Origin of the sequence: Cocleimonas flava (assembly GCF_004339015.1) — a bacterium.
Taxonomy (GTDB): Bacteria; Pseudomonadota; Gammaproteobacteria; order Thiotrichales; family Thiotrichaceae; genus Cocleimonas; species Cocleimonas flava.
The window spans coordinates 825,044-843,403 of record NZ_SMFQ01000002.1; the positions used below are offsets into that span (position 1 = coordinate 825,044).

22 protein-coding genes are annotated in these 18,360 nt (G+C 41.0%); 13 read left to right on the plus strand and 9 right to left on the minus strand.

The annotated features are described in order from the left end of the window. Positions 1 to 33: 33 nt before the first annotated feature. Entirely contained in the window at positions 34 to 501 is a 468-nt protein-coding gene (gene queF, locus EV695_RS03785; protein ID WP_131904575.1) for a preQ(1) synthase, read from the minus strand. Positions 502 to 610: 109 nt separating this feature from the next. On the opposite strand from queF, the gene EV695_RS03790 reads away from it, so the two are divergent. The 9 genes from EV695_RS03790 (at position 611) to EV695_RS03830 (ending at position 8,731) form a co-directional block, all read left to right on the plus strand. After that, positions 611 to 1,993: a 1-acyl-sn-glycerol-3-phosphate acyltransferase gene (locus EV695_RS03790; RefSeq protein WP_131904576.1), complete on the plus strand. Its 1,383-nt coding sequence runs from the start codon at positions 611 to 613 to the stop codon at positions 1,991 to 1,993. An 82-nt stretch (positions 1,994 to 2,075) separates the two neighbouring features. Next, complete coding sequence (locus tag EV695_RS03795) at positions 2,076 to 2,588, plus strand: tol-pal system-associated acyl-CoA thioesterase (RefSeq protein ID WP_131904577.1); 513 nt, start codon at positions 2,076 to 2,078, stop codon at positions 2,586 to 2,588. Then, positions 2,578 to 3,264 (plus strand): protein TolQ, encoded by a 687-nt coding sequence (gene tolQ / locus EV695_RS03800; RefSeq protein WP_131904578.1) that lies wholly within the window; start codon positions 2,578 to 2,580, stop codon positions 3,262 to 3,264. The genes EV695_RS03795 and tolQ overlap by 11 nt, the downstream gene beginning before the upstream one ends. After that, positions 3,264 to 3,686 carry an ExbD/TolR family protein gene (locus tag EV695_RS03805; protein ID WP_131904579.1) on the plus strand — a complete coding sequence of 141 codons (423 nt, stop codon included), beginning with the start codon at positions 3,264 to 3,266 and terminating at the stop codon, positions 3,684 to 3,686. Before tolQ ends, EV695_RS03805 begins: the two co-directional genes overlap by 1 nt. 32 nt (positions 3,687 to 3,718) lie before the next feature. Further along, positions 3,719 to 5,164: a cell envelope integrity protein TolA gene (gene tolA / locus EV695_RS03810; RefSeq protein WP_131904580.1), complete on the plus strand. Its 1,446-nt coding sequence runs from the start codon at positions 3,719 to 3,721 to the stop codon at positions 5,162 to 5,164. A 6-nt stretch (positions 5,165 to 5,170) separates the two neighbouring features. Beyond that, positions 5,171 to 6,457, plus strand: coding sequence for a Tol-Pal system beta propeller repeat protein TolB (gene tolB, locus EV695_RS03815; RefSeq protein WP_131904581.1), 1,287 nt, complete (start codon positions 5,171 to 5,173; stop codon positions 6,455 to 6,457). 92 nt (positions 6,458 to 6,549) lie between these two features. Continuing rightward, a complete protein-coding gene (locus EV695_RS03820) occupies positions 6,550 to 7,182 on the plus strand; it encodes an OmpA family protein (RefSeq protein ID WP_131904582.1) in 633 nt (210 codons plus the stop codon). Positions 7,183 to 7,275: 93 nt separating this feature from the next. Next, positions 7,276 to 8,193: a tol-pal system protein YbgF gene (ybgF, locus tag EV695_RS03825; RefSeq protein ID WP_131904583.1), complete on the plus strand. Its 918-nt coding sequence runs from the start codon at positions 7,276 to 7,278 to the stop codon at positions 8,191 to 8,193. 76 nt (positions 8,194 to 8,269) lie between these two features. Further along, positions 8,270 to 8,731, plus strand: coding sequence for an OsmC family protein (locus tag EV695_RS03830; RefSeq protein WP_131904584.1), 462 nt, complete (start codon positions 8,270 to 8,272; stop codon positions 8,729 to 8,731). A 20-nt stretch (positions 8,732 to 8,751) separates the two neighbouring features. On the opposite strand, the gene EV695_RS03835 is transcribed toward EV695_RS03830, so the two are convergent. After that, on the minus strand, positions 8,752 to 9,240 hold the full coding sequence (locus EV695_RS03835) for an SPOR domain-containing protein (RefSeq protein ID WP_165874609.1): 489 nt from the start codon (positions 9,238 to 9,240) through the stop codon (positions 8,752 to 8,754). 129 nt (positions 9,241 to 9,369) lie between these two features. Further along, on the minus strand, positions 9,370 to 9,708 hold the full coding sequence (locus EV695_RS03840; protein WP_131904586.1) for a hypothetical protein: 339 nt from the start codon (positions 9,706 to 9,708) through the stop codon (positions 9,370 to 9,372). A gap of 3 nt (positions 9,709 to 9,711) precedes the next feature. Here EV695_RS03840 and EV695_RS03845 point away from each other — a divergent pair, with 3 nt between their 5' ends. Beyond that, positions 9,712 to 10,347: a DsbA family protein gene (locus EV695_RS03845; protein ID WP_131904587.1), complete on the plus strand. Its 636-nt coding sequence runs from the start codon at positions 9,712 to 9,714 to the stop codon at positions 10,345 to 10,347. Positions 10,348 to 10,455: 108 nt separating this feature from the next. Here the strand turns inward: EV695_RS03845 and cysQ are convergent, their stop codons facing one another. After that, entirely contained in the window at positions 10,456 to 11,292 is an 837-nt protein-coding gene (gene cysQ / locus EV695_RS03850; RefSeq protein ID WP_131904588.1) for a 3'(2'),5'-bisphosphate nucleotidase CysQ, read from the minus strand. Between the two features lie 18 nt (positions 11,293 to 11,310). Beyond that, positions 11,311 to 11,889, minus strand: coding sequence for an ADP compounds hydrolase NudE (nudE, locus tag EV695_RS03855; RefSeq protein WP_131904589.1), 579 nt, complete (start codon positions 11,887 to 11,889; stop codon positions 11,311 to 11,313). Between the two features lie 21 nt (positions 11,890 to 11,910). On the opposite strand from nudE, the gene yrfG reads away from it, so the two are divergent. Further along, on the plus strand, positions 11,911 to 12,582 hold the full coding sequence (yrfG, locus tag EV695_RS03860) for a GMP/IMP nucleotidase (RefSeq protein WP_131904590.1): 672 nt from the start codon (positions 11,911 to 11,913) through the stop codon (positions 12,580 to 12,582). A 64-nt stretch (positions 12,583 to 12,646) separates the two neighbouring features. Here the strand turns inward: yrfG and ruvB are convergent, their stop codons facing one another. From ruvB to EV695_RS03880, 4 genes are all read right to left on the minus strand, one after another. Next, positions 12,647 to 13,705, minus strand: coding sequence for a Holliday junction branch migration DNA helicase RuvB (ruvB, locus tag EV695_RS03865; protein ID WP_131904591.1), 1,059 nt, complete (start codon positions 13,703 to 13,705; stop codon positions 12,647 to 12,649). Next, the gene (ruvA, locus tag EV695_RS03870) at positions 13,702 to 14,295 is read right to left on the minus strand and encodes a Holliday junction branch migration protein RuvA (RefSeq protein ID WP_131904592.1); all 594 of its coding nucleotides are present in this window, start codon (positions 14,293 to 14,295) and stop codon (positions 13,702 to 13,704) included. The genes ruvB and ruvA overlap by 4 nt, the downstream gene beginning before the upstream one ends. After that, positions 14,292 to 14,798 carry a crossover junction endodeoxyribonuclease RuvC gene (gene ruvC / locus EV695_RS03875; RefSeq protein WP_131904593.1) on the minus strand — a complete coding sequence of 169 codons (507 nt, stop codon included), beginning with the start codon at positions 14,796 to 14,798 and terminating at the stop codon, positions 14,292 to 14,294. Before ruvC ends, ruvA begins: the two co-directional genes overlap by 4 nt. Before the next feature lie 176 nt (positions 14,799 to 14,974). Next, complete coding sequence (locus EV695_RS03880; protein ID WP_131905052.1) at positions 14,975 to 15,139, minus strand: rubredoxin; 165 nt, start codon at positions 15,137 to 15,139, stop codon at positions 14,975 to 14,977. 247 nt (positions 15,140 to 15,386) lie between these two features. Here EV695_RS03880 and pilB point away from each other — a divergent pair, with 247 nt between their 5' ends. Continuing rightward, complete coding sequence (gene pilB / locus EV695_RS03885; protein WP_131904594.1) at positions 15,387 to 17,096, plus strand: type IV-A pilus assembly ATPase PilB; 1,710 nt, start codon at positions 15,387 to 15,389, stop codon at positions 17,094 to 17,096. Positions 17,097 to 17,111: 15 nt separating this feature from the next. Continuing rightward, a complete protein-coding gene (locus tag EV695_RS03890) occupies positions 17,112 to 18,344 on the plus strand; it encodes a type II secretion system F family protein (RefSeq protein WP_131904595.1) in 1,233 nt (410 codons plus the stop codon). Positions 18,345 to 18,360: the final 16 nt, after the last annotated feature.

Consider the following 18,360-nt stretch of genomic DNA (forward strand, 5'->3'; position numbering starts at 1 on the left):
CCCCCTTAAAGTAGGGGGGTGACTTATTCTATTTTAACCTCTGCCTCTATAAGGCGGAACGCCCTGCTCTGGCACCCAGACACCTTTCGGGATTTCGCCTTGTGCAAAAAACACGTCTATCGGTATGCCACCACGTGGATACCAGTAACCGCCAATACGTAACCACTTCGGAGCAATCTCATCGATAATGCGGCGCGCGATACTTACCGTACAATCTTCATGAAATGCGCCGTGATTTCTGAATGCACCGAGAAATAGCTTTAGTGATTTACTCTCTACCAATTTCTGATCTGGAATATAATCAATCATTAGATGGGCGAAATCGGGTTGAGCCGTCATTGGGCATAATGATGTAAATTCTGGCGCGGTAAAACGCACCACATAATCAACGTCTGACTGTGGATTTTCTACACTTTCTAAAATCGCAGTCTCTGGAGAATCAGGCAGTTTTGTATCCCCACCTAATTGTTGCAGGTTTTCGTAGATGTTTTTATCGCTCATGCTATATCTCAAATTCAATTTAGCGAGATTATATCTAATTCCATCTCTCTATCTATAGCTACTTTTTTAGACTGTAGGTAGTCAGACAAAGGTTTGCTATTATCCTTTCATGCAAGCACCTGATAAAAAACCACAAAAACAATCAAGAGTTAGACGTGGTTTTTTATCGGCGTGGAAACGATTCGGGCGTTTTGTCATCAACACCTTCTACAGTCGTTTTGAAGTCAGCGGAGAAGAGACGATTCCGAATGATGCCGGCGTGATCTTGTGCGCTAATCATGTAAATGCATTGATTGACGGTGTTGTATTGCAAGCATCAACCAAAAGAAATATTCGACCCTTAGCCCGCAGTGGCTTATTCAAAAACCCCATTCTCAGGCCTATTTTACAAACCATTGGCGCAGTGCCGATTTATCGACGCAATACCGAAACCAGCGATACCTCTAAAAACGAAGACAGCTTTTCTCAAGTTTATAAACTGTTGGCTGAAAAAGAGACGATTGTTATTTTCCCTGAAGGGCAAAGCCACGCCAACCCTTATGTTCAGGAAATCAAAACAGGTGCAGCGCGTATGACGCTTGGGGCAATCAAAGCCAATGGCGTAGCACCTGTTGTTATTCCTGTAGGCATGACTTTTACACGAAAGAAGCGTGCTAGAACCGAAGTTTTAGTGCGTTATGGTAAAGCCATTGATCTATCTGTAGATGAAGCAATGAGCGAGCAAGATGCCGTTCGCTTGATTACTTTACGCGTTAAACAAGGCATTGAGTCGGTTACCTTAAATACTAAATCCTGGAAAGACATGGCATTGGTTCATCGACTAGAACGCTTTTTTGCGTTGCGCGGTGGCAAACGACGAAAAACCAGTCTCACCCAACGTTTTACCGCACTTCAACGACTCATAGAAGCACAGGATTTATTACAACAGCACGAGCCAGACAAAGTACGCAGTCTGATGAGCAAAATGCGCATGTTCGAACGCCTCTGTAATGCCTGCGGCATAGATCATTATCACCTCGCGGTTAATTACAAACCGCTATTTTTGATCCTATACACCTTAAGAACTCTGGGTATCGTATTGATCGGTTTCCCAATTGCGCTATGGGGAATTCTAAACAGCATTATCCCGTTTAAGCTTACAGAATATTTAACCCGAAAATTATCAAAAGACGTAGATCAGTACGACACAGCGCGTGTTCTGATTGGGATGTCTGCCTTTAGTTTATTCTGGGGAATCCAGAGCTATCTGATATACGATAACTTCAGTTTGCACTGGGCGATTATCTATCTCACCAGTCTTTTTATCAGCGCGGTGGTCGCGATATCATTACAAGGAGAATACCGCTGCACACTGGTTAATCTGAAAGTGTTTTTCCTGTTTATGCGCAAGCAAGACCTCAAGGCTTACTTAGAAACGAAAAGAGATGAATTAGAAGTGGAATTGGCTCAAATGGTTCGTATAGCGAAACGTTTATCTAAAACTGAAAAGTAGATAATAAATGAAAGCCACCCCCCTACTTTGGAGACCTTTTTTCATTTAATCACTTCTAAGAAGTATGTGATAGGATTGCGCCATGACAGATATAAATAGATCAAAAAACAAGCAAGCAATCGCTAAACCCATTCATTCAGACACATTTACTTTCCCGGTTCGTGTCTACTACGAAGACACCGATGCAGGTGGTGTAGTGTATCATTCGAATTACATCAGTTTCTTCGAAAGAGCCCGTACTGAGTGGCTTAGACACCTAGGTTATGAATTGGATGTGCTCTCTGAAGAGCAGCATGTAATCTTCGTGGTAAAAGCACTCAATTGTGATTATTTACGTCCTGCGCTATTTAATGACGAACTTTTTGTCTCCGCTGAAATCTTAAAGCTGGGAAACACCAGTATCACCTTTGAACAAAAGATACTTCGTGAAGTAAAAGATGACACTGAAAGAGAGAATACAGAAGAAAAAACGTCAGAAAAACTTTACGAAACCTTAGCAATTGGAAATGTCACCGTAGTCAGTGTCGATACCATTAAGTTTAAACCGAAACGCGTACCAAAAAATATTTTAGAGAGAATACAAAATGTCATTTGACCAAACTATTTTAAAACTCATTATGGACGCCAGCCTTATCGTTAAGGTGGTGATGGCCATTTTAGTTTTAGCTTCACTCGCATCATGGACATTGATGTTGATAAAAAGCAGTCAATTGAGCAAAGCACAGAAAAAACTCGAAATATTTGAAGACCGCTTCTGGAGTGGAATCTCCCTTAATAAACTCTATAGCGATCTGGCTAATCGTAGCGATAAAGATGGCATGGCGGCGATCTTTTTTAATGGATATCACGAATATGCGCGCTTAAACAAAGGTGCAACACCTAGGCACTTACCACCAACTGATACAGCTCACCGTGCCATGCGAGTTGCAGAAACCCGCGAAATGGATAAGCTTGAACAAAACCTGTCTTTCTTAGCAACCGTCGGTTCTACCAGTCCGTATATTGGTCTGTTCGGAACGGTATGGGGCATCATGAATTCATTCATTTCTTTAAGTGAAATGAAACAGGCCACTCTGGCAGTTGTCGCGCCAGGTATTGCTGAAGCGTTGATTGCCACAGCAATTGGTTTATTTGCGGCGATTCCTGCGGTAATTGCCTACAACCGATTCAGCGATAAAGTGGATCGTATAGCCGTTCGTTATGAAAACTTCCGTGAAGAATTTACCACCTTGTTAGAGCGCCAGGCGCACATCAAGAAGGATGCTCAGTAATGTCTCGTCGTTTTAAAAAACGCCGCGCTATGGCAGAGATGAACGTCGTACCTTATATCGACGTCATGCTCGTGCTATTGGTTATCTTTATGGTAACGGCTCCAATGATGCAATCTGGCGTTAATGTGAATATGCCAGACGCCGATGCAGCGATGTTAGAGAGCGACAGCAAGCAACCGCCGCTGTATATATCAATCAGGGAAAATGGGGAAATAAGCCTTGGGGAGTCAGATGAGGTGATTAGTACCACTGAACTAACCGAACAAATGAAAGGTCAATTAGGTGAGACAGGAACACGTCCTGTATACATACGCGCAGATGGTAACGCGATACATACTTATGTAACACGAGCCATGATTGCAGCGCAAAAAGCAGGCGCAAAAAAGATCAGCTGGATGACAGATCCAGAATCTAATAATTAATACATTATCTACAAGATAAGCAATAAAAAGACATGTTAAAAGTACTATTAAGACACCCGGGGGCAGTACTAGGCGCAATTATTTTGCACCTGTTATTGGGTGGATTATTCTTTTTCAGTTTTGATTGGTCCGAGAAGCCAGATCTTCATGATGCCGGAATTCCCATTGCGATTATCACTGAAGGTTCTTTAGAAACTCAGGCAAATAATGTTGCCGAGGAAGAATCAGCAAAACCGTCTGAAAAACAAATTATCAAAGAGAAGCAAGAAGCGGCGGATGCCAAGGAAAAGGCAGAGAAACTAGAACAACAAAAAATCGCTGAAGCGCAGAAAAAAGCCACTGCGGAAAAAAAGGAGATAGCAAAAAAACAAGCCGAAGCACAAAAGAAAGCTGAGGCTGAAAAACAAAAAGCGGCACTAGCAGCAGCTCAAGCATTAAAACTGAAAAAAGAATCCGACAACAAAAAACGTCTTCAGTTAGAAGCTAAACAGGAAGAAGAACGTCTGGAACGCGAAGCCGCAGAACGAGAAGCCCAAAGAAAAGCAGATGAGGCAGAAAAAGCTCAAGCTGAAAAGGCACAGGCTGAAGCGGAAGCTAAGGAACAAGAGAAAAAAGAACAGGCGGCAAAATTAGAAGCTGAACAAATAGAAAAAGAGAAAGCTCGCGAAAAAGCGGAAAAATTAGCTGCTAAAAAAGCGGCGGAAAAAAAGGCAGAAGAAAAAGCCGAAAAAGAAGCTGAACGCAAAGCTCAAAAACTTGCTGAAAAGAAAGCTAAAGACAAAGCCGTGAAAGAAGCGGCAAAGAAGGAAGCCGCGAAGAAAAGAGCAGAAGAAAAGAAACAGGAACGGCTAGCCAAAGAAAAAGCTGAGAAAAAAGCCGCAGCACTCGCAGCCGAGCGCAAAAAAGAGAAAGAGGCTGAAGAAGCTGCCGAACGCAAACTCGCAGAAAAGAGAAAAGCAGAGGAAGCAGAACGTGCTAAGGCTGCGAAAGAAAAAGCGGAAAAAGAAGCGGTAGCCAAAGCTGCAGCAGAAAAGGCTGAACGTGAAAAAGCTGAAGCATTAGCGGCAAAGAAAGCGGAATATCATCGTAAATGGCAAGAAGCTCAAGCGAAGAAAAAAGCAGAAGCCGCCGCCGCAGATGCCAAAAGAAAATCTGATGCAGAAGCAGCAGCTAGAAACAAATCGTTAGAAAAAGCTAAATACGGTGCTTTGGTTTCATGGGGTGGAAAAATACAGCAACACGTAAAAAGGCGTTGGCATCCACCTCCAGGAACAAAGGGGGAACAAGCAAAAGTTAGAATCACCATTTCTAATAGTGGCTTTATTTCAAGCGGGATACAGATAAAATCCTGTAGTGGCAATCCTGAGTTTTGCGCATCGGTGAAAGAAGCGTTCGAACGCTCAGAACCGTTACCCAGACCGCCGAGCAAATATAATTTAAGCAAATCAGATCGAACTATTACGTTTAAAATGGACTAATCAATTATGATTAAAAAATTTCTATCGCTTTTTCTATCCCCTTCTCTATCCCGTTTGCTATTGCAACCCGTAGCGCTTGTCGTTTTACTTGCAAGCAGCGTTCCTGCGCTTGCAGAGCTAGAATTAACCATTTCTAAAACCAGCGACGACGGTATTCCTATATATATCGCGAATATACCCGGTGGCGCGACAGGTGTGATTGAAGGTGATCTAAAACGTAGTGGTCGTTTCACTATCATTGAGCGTCCAAAAATAACTAACTTAAGCGCTTTTGGTGGAGAATTAAACGGCGGTGAATATAACGATATTACGGATTATATTGTTCGTGGCAAAGAGCATGAAGGCGGTCTTCAAGTTGAATTAATCAGCACTTCTGATAATGCTAAAACAACCTATACCATCTCTAAAAATACCAATCCTCGACGTGTTTTCCATAAAGCGGCTGACAAAATTTACGAAAAAATCACTCGTGAAAAAGGGGCATTTGATACGCGTTTGGCTTATGTAACGGTTACCAATAAAACCAGCGACAATCGTCAATTTAGATTATATGTTTCTGATTCTGATGGGCATAAACCACAGGTTATTTTAACCTCCAAGCAACCCATTATGTCTCCGGCGTGGTCACCCGATGGTAAGAAACTAGCTTATGTCTCTTTTGAAGATAATAGTTCTGCTATTTATGTTCAGGATATTTTCACCGGTGAAAAATTTATGCTTTCTTCTCGCGAAGGAAGCAATAGCGCGCCGGCATGGTCTCCTGATGGCACTAAAGTAGCCATGAGTCTTTCATTTAATGGAAGCCCCGATATTTACATAGTTGATGCCAAAAGTGGCGATTTTACCCGCGTAACAACCTCATCGGCGATTGATACCGAACCGAGCTGGAGTGGCACAAATTCGATCGTTTTTACCTCTGACCGAGGTGGCAGCCCGCAGCTGTATCAAATTGCGGCAACAGGTGGCAAGGCAAAAAGACTGACTTTTGATGGCAAGTACAACAGTGCTGCAGATATCGCCAACAAGAAACTGGCATTTATCACAGGAAATCGTGGTGCGTACAATGTAGCTATTAAATCCCTGAGCGGAGAGGGCAAAGACTTCCTGTCAAATGGAACTTTAGACGAATCGCCCACTCTGTCTCCTAATGGCGCTATGGTTGCATACACAACCATGAAAAACGGGGAAAACTCGCTAGCGGTTGTCAGTGATAACTCAAAAGCGAGACAATTTCTAACCTCTCCAGTTGGTGATATTAGAGAGCCTGCATGGTCTCCTTATTTAAATCACTAATTTTACTGAAAAAATTAAAGTCACTAAGCTTAAGTCACCAACCTTATGTGATTAATATATAATCAAATTCACACGCAAGAAAGGAATCAAATATGAGAAGTATCAGAACAAAGTTAGTTGTTTTACCTATTCTACTATCGGCATTAACCATTGTTGGTTGTAGTAGTCAGAATGTAGATAAAGATACTACCGCTGATGGTTCTATCACCAGCTCAACTACCACTGAAGATGGCACTAAAACCGGAACAGTAGGCGCTGGTGGCGCTTCAGGTGTTAATTCTAAAGATAGTCAGGGTGATCGTTCTAACTTTAATTATTTACCCGGTGAAAATAACGGTAATAATACAAATGATATTACGTTAGCTGGGTTAAACAACCCTGATAACTTGCTTTCACAACGAATCATTTACTTCGATTATGATAAAGCCGCTATTCGCCCAGAGTACATGGTGCTAATCAATACGCACGCTAAACTACTGGCAAAATACCCTAGCCTTAAAATGCGTCTGGAAGGCCACGCTGATGAACGTGGATCACGTGCATATAATGTGGCATTATCCGAATCACGTGCGCAATCGGTAAAGAATATTATGGGCGTTCAAGGGGCACTTAGTTCGCAAATAAAAACAATTGGTTACGGTGAGGAAATCCCGATAGTACGTGGACAATCTCAAGAGTCTTGGCAGAAAAACCGTCGTGTTGAAATCAAATACGATGACTATTGATTATCAATAGAAGACAAGCCATAGAACTAAATGGGCTAGATCGAAACAAACAGATCGAAAATAATAGACGAATAAAATAATGAAAGGAATCCTATGAAAAACTTAAGCTTAGGGCTAATCCTGGGTTTATTTGTATTTTTTACTCCGAGTTTTGCTGAAGTAAACACGGAGTCAATCATCCAAATTTTTCAGCGCTTAGAAACGTTAGAGCAGAAAACCAGAGAGCTTCACGGTGAAAATGAAGTACTCACCAATCAAATCGAACAATTAAAGAAAACCCAGAAACAGGGTTTTCTTAATGTTGACGAACGTATTGATGAGCTTTCTAACACCATTAAAGCCAGTAGTAGTCAGGGCGCAGACAGCTCAGAAACAAAACCTGAGCCGACGGTGAAAGTGGTTGATCCCAAACCTGCCGTTGCTACTCCTGCAGCAACACCTGAGAAAAAAGAAACTCCTGTAGCAAAACCTGAAGTGGCGAAACCTTCTATACAAACACCTCCTGCGGCCAAAACACCAGCTGCTGAGAAACCTGCAGCGGCAAAAACAGAGGAAGCTAAACCCGAGCCAACTGCGAGCACCACAGCATCAGGATCTAGTCAGTCAAGCCCTAGAGCACCGACAGATTACGAGAAAGAAACCTATCAAGCTGCGTTTAATAAGATGGGTTCTTCACCTACTGCTGCAACCAAAGCATTTCAAGAATACATAAAAATGCAGCCAAATAGTCCACTTGCAGCTAATGCGCAGTACTGGATTGGTGAGATCATGTACTCGCACAATAACTACAAAGGTGCGGTGGATGAATTTATCAAGGTTTTACAAAAGTATAAGAACAGTAACAAAGCCCCTGATGCTGCAATCAAACTCGGCTATAGCTTTTATGCACTAAAAAACTGGCCTTATGCTCGAAGAACCTTTGAAGATGTTTTGAAATACTTCCCTAAAAATGAGAATGCAGTGAAACTGGCAACTCAACGCCTAGAGAAGATGAAGGCGGCGGGCCATTAATAGTTATCAGTTAATATTGACCTGAAAAATGCCCCCAAAGTAGGGGGGTGGCTTATGATATTACGAGGCCTTCAATATGACTAACGCTTCACACTATAACGCCACTGTCGTCTGGCAACGTGGCTCTCAAACCTTTTCCGATAATAAATATAGCCGTGCCCATCAATGGGTATTCGATAGCGGCACGAGTATCGCCGCGTCCTCATCGCCACATATTGTTCCCCTGCCCTATTCTGTGGACGAGAATATCGACCCTGAAGAAGCTTTCGTCGCTTCGCTATCCAGTTGCCATATGTTGTTCTTTTTATCCTTCGCAGCGAAAAATAAATGGATCATTGATCGTTATGAAGATAGCGCAAGTGGTACTTTAGAGAAAAACGAAGAAGGTAAGTTAGCGATGACGAAAGTCGTGCTAAACCCTGAAATCAAGTATTCAGGGGAAACACCCTCGAAAGAGCAAGAGGCGGAAATCCACCACCTTGCTCACGAAGCATGCTTTATTGCTAATTCTGTAAAAACAGTCGTTGAAATCAAATAATCTCAAGCTGTTTCCATCACTTAGTTTGGCTTGTAAATAACCAGACTTGTTTTAACAAACGGATTCTGCGGATAACGACGCACTACTTTATCTTTTACCGCAACTGCTTCTGGTTTATGGCTATAAGGTCCAAGGCGGACTTTATAAATCGTCCGGCCTTTTGACTGACTTGCCAAAACAAATGCCGAATAACCGTCGCGCGCAAAATCATTCATAACCGTTTCTGCTTGTTCCAGCTGCTTCGTTGCCATTAGCTGTACACCATACCCTTTGAAGCTATCAGAACCTGAGAACTTATTGGAAATAGTGCTTTTTAATGAGGTAAATTTTTTCGCGTTGATCAAGCCTTTATCATTTGCAATATAAGCCCCATAACCAATACCCCCAATGACGATCATTAGCATCAATTTACTTAAAATCGAACCGGTCTGTTTAGTTAAAGGCTTACGCCCACAATAGGCTTTTTTACCTTGTAGTGCCGAAATATTCGGCGAGGTTTTCTTATTCATTTTTATATCCCCTAATGGATTTACCATTAAGAGTTATATTACTAGAGAGAACATTTATGCAAGATTAACGATAGTTAAGACACTCGTATCCGTAAAATATGCCCTAAAGTAGGGGGGTGGCTTTTGCTCTTATTTAGGGCTTTCAAAGAAAACATAAGAAGTAGAGTAGTCACTAAATTCAAAATAGATTTTTTTCTTTTCATCTGCATCAACAATATCATTCAGGTTTTTATCTAGATACCCGTATCCATATCGATAAGGTCGATGCTCCTCATTACCAGTTCCACCTGCTGTACTTAGCTTATCTATTTTAATAAAGCGTCTGACTAACTTCTCTCCTGCGTATACTTCAAGGATTCCATTGGTTCCTGTCCAGTTATTTAAGGCTCTACCGAGCTGGTTTTGGGTTTCCTGAGTACAGCCTGCCAGTGCGACTAAAATTGCGATAATAAAAAGTTTTTGTTTCATAAAATGTCTCCTATACTTGTCTTCATGATACTTTACTATGTGCATGACCCAATGTGTAGCTGGTGCTGGGGCTTTAGCCCTACCTGGTCTAAAATTCGAACGCAACTTCCTGACAATATTGAAGTGAAATACTTGTTGGGTGGACTCGCTCCTGACTCTGACGAGCCGATGCCAGAGCAAATGCAGGAAGCGATTGCGGGCTACTGGAAACGAATCCAGCAACATATTCCCGGAACTGAATTCAACTTTGATTTTTGGCAAGAATGCGAACCGAGAAGATCGACCTACCCTTCTTGCAGAGCGGTAATTGCAGCACGAAAGCAAAAACCAGAAATCGAGCGCGAGATGATCGATGCTATTCAAAAAGCCTATTATCTGAACGCAAAAAACCCCTCTAATGATGAAACATTAATCGATATTGCAGAATCATTAGGCTTAGACAAAGAAGCTTTCTCAGCCGACCTTAATTCAGCTAAAACCCAGCAACAACTTGAAGAAGAAATGACCTTTGCCAGACAAATTGGCGCGCAGGGATTTCCGAGCATGATGCTGGAGATAGAGGGTAGATATGAATATCTACCACTGGATTATAATGACTCGAGTAAGACACTCGAACTGCTAAACCAAATTAATACCTAGAAGAAAAACCTTTAGGTCACCCCACTACTTACGAATGCTATTTACGTTTTTGTTCTTTAAAACGTAAATAGCATTTATGCTCCGCTAGTGGGGGCGTTACATTTTCTATTACGAATCAATCAAAGACTTGGGAAGGTACTTATTCCAGGCGACTGAGTTATTACCTATGGCAAAGAAATATGGGTTTAATAATGAATCTTTAGTGTTATAGAGTAACGGCGACATATCGATATTTACGATTTTTCCACCCGCTTCATTCAATATACAGTGAGCTGCAGCCGTGTCCCATTCTGATGTTAGCCATAATCGTGGATACAAATCAGCATTGCCTTCAGCCACCATACACATTTTTAGTGAACTACCCATGCTCTGCAGATCATACTGGCCATTATCTGCTTCATAATTTTCCAGAAACTTAACCATATCTTCGCCCGTATGCGAACGACTGCCGACGAAAATAGCAGTATCCGGCACATCACGAGAATGAATCGCTTCTGGTTCAGTCGAGCTTTCATCGCTAGTCTTAAAACTCCCAAGACCTTTACCGGCAAAATAACTTAAACCCAAAGCAGGCGCATAAACAACACCCAGAATAGGTTTATGTTGATCAATTAAAGCAATGTTTACGGTAAAGCTATCCCTTCGATTGATAAACTCTTTAGTTCCATCCAAGGGGTCGACCAGCCAGTAGGTGTCTCTTGAAGCTCTCTCTTCAAAAGGCAGATGAGCTGACTCTTCTGAGAGGATTGGAAATTGCAGGTCTAATTTTTTTAATTCTTCGTCGATGAATTTATTTGCGGCAAGGTCTGCCGATGTTACAGGGGAATCATCAGATTTAGTTTCTGTGTCGAAACCACTCTTATAAATCTCCATTATTTTTTCACCCGCACCTACTGCGATACGACGAATTTCTGGCAATAATATTGATAGCTGTTCTTGATTCATTTCTTCGGCTCTTATCGTTTATGGATTTTTAGCTAAGTGTTGTTTTAATAAATACACAGCCGCCACACTTCTACCTTCTGCAAAATCATCTCTTTCTATGAGCTGATCTATTTCACTTAACTTCCACGGAACCACTTCAATTTCTTCAGGTTCGTCACCTTCTTCACGACGTTCAGATAAATCTTCAGCCAAAATAATATTAGTTACATGTCCCAAATAGCCAGGAGCTAAACTCAATGCTTTTAACAAGGTTAGTTTGCCTGATTGATAACCAACTTCTTCCATAATTTCGCGATTAGCTGCATGCAGGGTTTCTTCGCCAACTTCCACTTTGCCCTTAGGAAAAGCTAATTCATAGCGTTCTGTACCCGCTGCGTATTCACGAATCAATAGCACTGTGTCTTCTTGACCCTCTTTTCGCAGGATAGGGACAATAAGCACTGCGCCAACGCCACGGCTGACTAATCGTTCATATTCTCGTTTTTCGCCGTTTGAAAACTCGAGATCCAAAGCTTCTATTTCAAATAAACGGCTACTGGCAACTTTTCTGGTTTGATGTATGGTGGGTAACTTATTTTTCAATTTTTGATCGCTCATGGCTGAGGAGTTTACAGGCAGATGAAAGCAATTCCTATTGATTGGCAAAACATATCTACCGTTTTTCTCGATATGGACGGCACCCTTTTGGATTTACATTATGACAACCACTTCTGGCTAGAACATATCCCTAAACGTTATGCAGAAAAGCACGGTTTAAGTATTAGCAAAGCGAGTGAGCTTTTAGAGAAAAAGACATCTGCAATTGCTGGCACTCTAGACTGGTATTGTCTTGATTATTGGCAAGATAATCTGGATATGGATATTGTGAGTCTAAAACATGAAGTGGCAGAGAAAATTGCTATTCGTGAAAATGTAGTGGAATTTCTTGAACATCTTCAAGCGTTGAATAAAAAAATTGTGTTGCTTACAAATGCGCACAAAAAAACCATTGAGGTAAAGTTTTCATACGTTTCTATAGAACAATATTTTGATCGTATTATCACTTCGCACGATATTGGAATCGCCAAGGAAGAAGATGGTTTTTGGGATGAACTCGAGAAGACTGAAGCTTTTTCGCGAGAACAAAGTTTATTTATTGATGATAATTTAGATGTTTTAAAAGCAGCGCAAAAATCTGGAGTAAAACATTTACTATCAATTTCTAGACCAGATTCTAATCAAGCCGCTAAAGACACTGAACATTTTATAGCTGTGGATTGCTATTCCCAATTATTAACGAGTAATAATTAATTAAAAAAGTGCCCTAAAGGTGGGGGGTGGCTTTCTTGATTTAACTTTTAGTTACAAAAGGTCGTTATAGTAGATCGCCACTCTCTTGAGAGCTTTTAGGAGCATTTAAACCAAAATGCTGCCAAGCATGGCGTGTTGCAACACGGCCTCTTGGAGTACGCATTAAAAATCCTTGCTGAATTAAGAATGGCTCAATCACATCTTCTATAGTGCCGCGCTCTTCACCAATTGCGGCCGCAATACTTTCAACGCCTACTGGGCCACCATCAAATTTTTCCATAATAGCAAGCAAGACGCGTCGATCCATATGATCGAAACCTAAATTATCGACATTGAGCATATTCAGTGCCAGATCTGATATTTCCTTGGTGATTTTCCCATCTGACTTTACCTGAGCGTAATCACGAACACGTCGGAGAAGTCTATTCGCTATACGAGGTGTGCCTCGTGATCGGCAGGCAATCTCTGCGGCACCATCGTCGTTAATTTCTACATTAATGATTCCTGCAGCTCTTTTAACAATATGCGTTAGGTCTTTAACATTGTAGAACTCAAGTCGCTGCACAATACCAAAGCGGTCTCTTAACGGAGAGGTCAATAACCCTGCTCGTGTCGTAGCACCGACCAATGTAAATGGAGGGAGGTCTAATTTTATGGACCTTGCTGCAGGTCCTTCTCCAATCATGATGTCCAGCTGAAAGTCTTCCATAGCTGGATATAAAATCTCTTCAATCACTGGACTTAAACGATGAATTTCGTCAACAAACAACACATCATTCTCTTCAAGATTGGTTAATAGCGCAGCCAAATCACCCGCTTTTTCTAAAACGGGTCCAGAGGTTTGTCGCAAGTTTGCGTTCAATTCATTCGCAATAATGTGTGAGAGCGTCGTTTTACCTAAACCCGGAGGCCCAAAAATAAGCACATGATCCAGCGCTTCGCCACGTGCTTTTGCTGCTGGAATAAATATTTCCATCTGCTCACGAACGGTTGGCTGCCCTACATAATCTTTCAGGTATTTTGGGCGTATCTTTTCTTCAATATCATTGGTCGCATCATCTAGACCGGCAACAGGTGAGATTATACGATCACTACCGAAGTCGTTGAATGGATCGTCACTCACGATAGGCTTGCCTTAAGTGCTTTTCGTACGATTTCTTCTACAGACAATCCTTCACTTGAATATTTTGAGACCATTTGGCTCGCTTGAGTTGGTTTGTAGCCTAAAGCTAGAAGTGCTGCGGTAGCTTCATCTTCCATGTTTCTTGCAGAAACAGGAATTGAAACGTCGGCTTCTAATTGCGCGGATGGCTCTGGTAAACGATCTCGCATTTCTATAATCAATCTTTCTGCGGTCTTTTTACCAACCCCGGGTAATTTGGTTAAACCTGCAACATCATTAGCATGAACACGCTGAGAGAATTCGTTTGCAGTCATCCCTGAAACAATAGCAAGCGCCATCTTAGGGCCGACACCATTAACTTTTAATAAGGTTCGGAAAAGTGCGCGTTCTTCTACCGAACTAAAAGCATAGAGCGTGTGCGCATCTTCTCTAACAATCAGGTGGGTATACAAGGTAACTTCATTATCTATCTCTGGAAGATCGATAAACGTTGTCAGTGAAGCAAGTAGTTCATAACCAACACCACCCACATCTAATAATAATTCTGGTGCTTGCTTTTGCAAGATATTACCGCGTAATAAACCAATCATTTCGACGTTGTTTCCATAGCTTGTTGTAATCGTATTTTAGTTGAGCCGACATGCGCGTGACTCAGAGCTATTGCTAAACCATCTGCTGTATCTGATTGCAGTTTACCTGAAAGATTTAGCAGTAATTTAACCATGTGTTGTACTTGTGATTTATCTGCGTTTCCTTTCCCCACAACTGCTTGTTTTATTTCGCGGGCACTGTATTCGTAGACGGGAATATCCTGCATCACAGTTGCGCAGATTGCTGCTCCTCGAGCCTGCCCCAGTTTTAATGCAGAGGAGGGGTTGTTCGATAAGAACACATCTTCAATTGCCATTTGTGTTGGCTTGAATTCTCTAATGATTAATTCAATTTCTTTATATATTTTACCCAAACGCAAAGGAAATGCATCATTGCCTAAACGAATACAGGTACTGTAAACATGCTGACTGTAACGCCCATCACTATCAATAATCCCGATACCTGTAATTCTTGAGCCTGGATCTATTCCGAGAATTCTCATAATAAAACCAGTTTAATATTTAGAGGAAGTGATGCAGAAACATGTTAAAGAGATCTTTGTAGTGCAGCTTCTCTCTTTCTTTTTTTTATTAATCATTCTTTCCCCTAATTATCATTTTGATTCAAATAATAACATAGAAGGGGAAAAGTGAGATAATTGAGCGCTATCCTTGAAGATTAAATTTCAATCATTTCAAATTCTGACTTACCGACACCGCAATCAGGGCATTCCCAGTTTTCCGGAACATCTTCCCACTTCGTTCCTGGCGCTATCCCATCCTCTGGCCACCCTTGTTCTTCCTCATAAACTAGCCCGCAAACAATACACATATATGACTTCATGGTTTTAATCTCATCAATTTCTTTTGAATAATTCTTAAGCATGGAGGTGGAAACCACAATTTCAAATATTCTCTATTTTAACTAGGGTTATCAATGAATTTTCCATAACGACAATTCAATAATTAAAATGAAAACTACCGATTATCTTGAGAATCTTCCAAATCTTCTTGAGTAACTTTAGAATGCTTAATGTGTCTACCTAAATAAATCTAATAATAAATAATAGAGACAGAGTCCTTAAATAATAATGACAACGGTTCAAAACAAAAATCTTCCCAGCCTACTAAAGAAATTAGTTGCTGATAAGAAACTAGCCCAAGACGTCGCAGAAAAAGCTGTTGCTGATTCGACTGAAAGGGGTGTTTCTATCACGACGCATTTGGCTCAGCGGAAATTAGTCGATGAAAACGATCTTGCTGTTTATAACAGTAAAGAGTTCGGCCTGAGTCTGGTAGATATTGACACCATAGAAATAGCTATGGATGTTGAAAATTTACTCCCGAAAGAAATGATGCGGAAAACTCAGCTTTATCCGCTATTCAGAATGGGCAAAGCTATTACTATTGCTGTAGCTGATCCTTTCTTTCTCTCTCACTTAAGTGATGTCAGATTTGCTACAGAGTTAATGCCAGAGCCTGTCATCGTTGAATACTCTAAATTACAAAAACTTCTGAATCCTGACTACAGTGATTCTGCCGTTAGTTCAGGAATGACCATTTCTTCTGATACAGCGGCCCAAGATCTTGTAATTGAGACCAATGAACTAGAATCAGAAGAGGAAGAAGATGATTCTGGTGTGGATGTTACTGAGTTCTTAAATGAACTTTTATCACATGCTATTAAAAAGAAGGTTTCGGATATTCATATCGAACCTTATGAGAAAATTTTACGCGTAAGGTTCCGCTTGGATGGAATGTTACAAGTGGTAAGTATGCCTCCAAAAGCTCTGGCGAGAAAAATGACATCTCGTATTAAAGTCATGGCTCAGCTAAATACTTCTGAAAGACGTATACCGCAAGATGGTCGTATTCACTTCAGAATGGGTGAAGATAAATATATCGATTTTCGTGTAAATACATTACCGACTTTATACGGTGAAAAGATCGTAATGCGTATCCTCGATTCTGATACCGCAGCTCTAGGCATCGACGTGCTTGGCTTTGATGACAAGCAAAAAGCTGATCTTTTAGAAGCTTTAGGCAAACCAGATGGAATGATTCTGGTAACAGGGCCTACCGGTAGTGGTAAAACAGTAACCTTATATGCAGGTCTAAATATTCTCAATACTTCAGAGAGAAATATCTCTACTGCTGAAGATCCTGCGGAAATTCAAGTGCCTGGCATTAATCAGGTCAACGTAAATAATAAAGTCGGCCTTACCTTTGCAAGTGCACTAAGGGCTTTCTTACGTCAAGATCCAGATATTATAATGGTTGGTGAGATTCGAGACCTTGAAACTGCAGAAATTTCTGTAAAAGCAGCGCAAACAGGTCACTTGCTGTTATCAACCCTGCATACGAATAGTGCCCCAGAAACACTGACTCGTTTAATCAATATGGGTGTTCCGGCATTTAATATTGCATCCTCAGTTCATTTAATCGTTGCTCAACGCCTTGCTCGAAGATTATGTAAGGAATGTAAGGTTTTAGTTGAAGATGTTCCAAAACAGGCCCTCATTCAGCTTGGGTTCGATGAACAAGAGATAGAATCTATTGAAATATATGAGCCCAATGGATGTGGTGAGTGTGCAAATGGCTATAAAGGCCGTGTAGGTATCTATCAAGTGATGCCAATTTCTACAAAGATGGAAACCATGATTATGGATGGCGCTAATTCACTAGAGTTAGCAGCACAAGCGAAATTAGAAGGGATCAACGATTTAAGACAATCAGCATTAAACAAAGTAAAAGAAGGTGTCACCTCTTTAGCTGAATTAGAACGTGTCACGAAAGATTAATATCAGGAAATTATTATGGCCACAGCAGTAGCAAAAAAAACTAATAAATTAGATCAGCCTACTTTTGTATGGGAAGGGATTAATAAAAGTGGTGTAAAGATTCGTGGTGAGAACCAAGCTACGAATGAAAACTTCCTTAGAGCTGAACTAAGAAGACAGGGCATTAGTCCAAAATCTATCAAAAAGAAAAGTAATAGACTTACAGGTGGTAAAATTAAGCCTGTTGATATTGCTCAATTTGCACGTCAGTTAACAACGATGATGCGTGCCGGTGTGCCTATGGTTCAATCTTTAGAATTGATCAGTAACGGTCACGAAAAACCTGCAATGCGAGAATTGATAAAGAAAATCACCAAGGATATTGAAGGCGGTGAAGATTTAGCAGGCGCACTATCACATCATCCACTTTACTTCGACAGCCTATTTGTCAATTTAATACGGGCAGGTGAACAGGCAGGTACTTTAGAAGATATGATAGATAAAGTAGCGACCTATAAAGAAAAAACAGAAAGAATGAAGGCCAAAGTAAAAAAAGCAATGATGTACCCTGTTATTGTTATAATTGCGGCAGTGGTAGTATCTGTGATAATGCTTGTTTGGGTAATACCAACCTTTAAAGATATATTTGCAGGTTTCGGCGCTGATTTACCCGCCTTTACACTCTGGGTTATAGGATTATCAGAGTGGCTACAGGCAAATTGGTGGTTACCTCTTATTATTACAATAGGCAGTATTGCTGGATTTACTCAGGCGAGAAGGAGATCCAAAAAATTTCATCGTTTTATAGACAGACTATCTTTAAAAATCCCACTTATGGGTGTAATCATCAACAAGTCTGCGGTAGCAAGATTCTCACGTACGTTGTCGACAATGTTTGCTGCAGGAGTTCCAATGGTTGAAGCTATGGATGCTGTTGCAGGAGCAACAGGCAATGTGGTTTATGAAGAAGCAACAATGCAGATTAAAGAAGACACATCTAAAGGCGTACAACTTCATGTAGCGATGACAACGACACAGGAATTCCCTAGTATGGTTGTTCAAATGACAAAAATAGGTGAAGAATCTGGACGACTTGAAGAGATGCTAGATAAAGTTGCTGACTATTTTGAAGAACAAGTTGATGATTTAGTAGATACATTATCAAAACAAATGGAACCAATGATCATGGCTGTCTTAGGCGTTCTGGTTGGTGGCCTAGTTGTAGCGATGTATTTACCAATCTTTAAATTAGGAGCAGCAATAGGTTAAACTCATTGATCTAAAG